This window comes from Ruegeria sp. YKSD163 (genome assembly GCF_059612905.1).
In genome coordinates this window covers 1-2,879 of sequence record NZ_JBXWRM010000050.1, presented here as the reverse complement: position 1 = coordinate 2,879, position 2,879 = coordinate 1, and the positions used below count along the sequence as shown (strand labels likewise).

Below are 2,879 nucleotides of genomic sequence, written 5' to 3'. Positions count from 1 at the left end.
GTAGAGTCCCGAGATTTGCTGGTTGATTTTTTGCGTGAGGGTTTGTCGCTGACGGGGACGCATGTTGGGTGTGACACGGGTCAGTGCGGAGCGTGCGTGGTGCATGTTGACGGGGTTGCGGTGAAGTCGTGCAACATGCTTGCGGTCGAGGCTGCGGGTTGCGAGGTTTCGACGATCGAGGGTCAGGCTGGTCCGGACGGGACGCTGAACGCGTTGCAGCAGGCGTTTCAGGATCATCACGGTCTGCAATGCGGTTTCTGCACGCCGGGGATGGTGATGTCTGCGGCGGCGCTTCTGAAGGAGAACCCGACGCCCAGCGAGGCCGAGGTGCGGGCGCATCTAGAGGGGAACCTGTGCCGGTGCACGGGCTATCACAACATCGTCAAGGCGATTTTGGCGGCGTCCGGTCAGGACGTGAGCGGGATCGCGGCCGAATGAGGCCACGCGGGGATTTCCGCGGACCATTCTGATATCTGGAGGAGACGAGACATGCCCAAGGACAGTGGCATCGGGGCCAGCAGCAAGCGGCGCGAGGACGTGCGCTTTCTGACCGGCGCCGGCAATTACACCGACGACATCAATCTTCACGGCCAGGCTTACGTGCATTTCCTGCGCTCGGACATGGCGCATGGGCGGATCGTGTCGCTGGACACATCTGCCGCGGCGGCGATGCCCGGCGTTGTGCGCATCTTTACCGGCGCCGATTTCGAGGGCGTGGGCGGTCTGCCCTGCGGCTGGCAGGTGACCGACAAGCATGGCCAACCCATGGCCGAGCCGGGGCACCCGGTGCTGGCGCAGGGCAAGGTGCGCCATGTGGGCGACCCGATCGCGGCGGTGGTGGCCGAGAGCCCCGAACAGGCGCGCGACGCGGCCGAGGCGATCGGTGTCGAGATCGAGGAACTGCCGGCGGTGATCGACATGAAGGCGGCGCTGGCCGAGGGCGCGGCGAAGGTGCATGACGATCTGCCGTCGAACCTCTGCTACGACTGGGGCTTCGTCGAGGAGAACAAGGGCGCGGTGGACGCGGCCTTTGCCGAGGCCGCGCATGTGACCACGCTGGAGCTGGTGAACAACCGGCTGGTGGCCAACCCGATGGAACCGCGGGTGGCGATCGGCGATTATGCCCGGGCGACGGGGGACTCGACGCTTTACACCACCAGCCAGAACCCGCATGTGATCCGCCTTCTGATGGGGGCCTTCGTGCTGGGCATCCCCGAGCACAAGCTCCGGGTGGTGGCACCCGATGTGGGGGGCGGCTTCGGCTCGAAGATCTTCCATTATGCCGAGGAGGCGTTCTGTACCTTCGCGGCCAAGGCGCTGGCGCGGCCGGTCAAATGGACCTCGTCGCGGTCGGAGGCGTTCATGTCGGACGCGCATGGGCGCGACCATGTGTCGAAGATCGAGCTGGCGCTGGACGCCGACAACAACTTCACCGCGCTGCGCACCGAGACCTATGCCAACATGGGCGCCTATCTGTCGACCTTTGCGCCGAGCGTTCCGACCTGGCTGCATGGCACGCTGATGGCGGGCAATTACAAGACGCCGCTGATCTATGTGAACGTGAAGGCGGTGTTCACCAACACGGTGCCGGTGGATGCCTATCGCGGCGCCGGGCGGCCCGAGGCGACCTATCAGCTGGAGCGCGTGATCGACAAGGCGGCGCGCGAGCTGGGGGTGGACCCGATCGCGCTCAGGCGTCAGAACTTCGTGACCGAGTTCCCCTATCAGACGCCGGTTGCGGTGGTCTATGACACGGGCGACTACAATGCCACGATGGACAAGCTGGAAGAGATCGCCGACATCGCGGGCTTTGCGGCGCGGCGGGCGGAGTCCGAGGCGCGCGGCAAGCTGCGGGGCCTGGGCGTGAACTGCTATATCGAGGCCTGCGGCATCGCGCCGTCGAACCTGGTGGGGCAGCTGGGCGCGCGGGCGGGTCTTTACGACGCGGCGACAGTGCGGGTGAACGCGACCGGCTCGATCTCGGTGATGGTGGGGGCGCATAGCCACGGCCAGGGCCACGAGACGGCGTTTCCGCAGGTGGTGGCCGAGATGCTGGGCATCGACGAGAGCATGATCGAGATCGTGCATGGCGATTCCAGCAAGATCCCGTTCGGCATGGGCACCTATGGGTCGCGCAGCCTTGCGGTCTGCGGCTCGGCCATGGTGCGGGCGACCGAGAAGATCATCAACAAGGCCAAGAAGATCGCGGCGCATCTGATGGAGGCCAGCGAGGCCGATATCGAGCTGAAGGGCGGCCAGTTCACGGTTGCGGGCACGGACAAATCCGTGGCCTGGGGCGACGTGACGCTGGCGGCTTATGTGCCGCATAACTACCCGCTGGAGGATATCGAGCCGGGGCTGGAGGAGACGGCGTTCTATGACCCGTCGAACTTCACCTATCCGGCCGGCGCCTATGCCTGCGAGGTGGAGGTGGACCCCGAGACCGGCAAGGTGACGGTGGAGCGGTTCAGCGCGGCGGACGATTTCGGCAATATCGTCAACCCGATGATCGTGTCGGGGCAGGTGCATGGGGGGCTGGGCCAGGGGATCGGCCAGGCGCTCCTGGAGAACTGCGCCTATGATCCGGAGACCGGGCAGCTGCTCAGCGCATCCTACATGGATTACGCGATGCCGCGCGCCGACGATGTGCCGTTCTACGCGGTGGATCATTCCTGCGCCACGCCCTGCACCCACAACCCGCTGGGGGTGAAGGGCTGCGGCGAGGCCGGCGCCATCGGCAGCCCGCCTTCGGTGGTGAACGCGGTGATCGACGCGCTGCAATCGGGCGGCAAGAACGTCACCCATATCGACATGCCGATGAGCCCGTCGCGGGTCTGGTCGGCGATGCAGGGCTGAGACGAGAGGGCGGACCGGGGGCC

General features: G+C 66.1%; 2 protein-coding genes. Both read left to right on the top strand.

What is annotated here, in order from left to right; all coding sequences use genetic code 11:
• The coding region (locus tag AC2FNA_RS24115) for a (2Fe-2S)-binding protein (protein WP_496830965.1) at positions 1-438 on the top strand (438 nt) is incomplete at its 5' end.
• A 51-nt stretch (positions 439-489) separates the two neighbouring features.
• On the top strand, positions 490-2,856 hold the full coding sequence (locus AC2FNA_RS24110; protein WP_496830963.1) for a xanthine dehydrogenase family protein molybdopterin-binding subunit: 2,367 nt from the start codon (positions 490-492) through the stop codon (positions 2,854-2,856).
• Positions 2,857-2,879 lie beyond the last annotated feature (23 nt).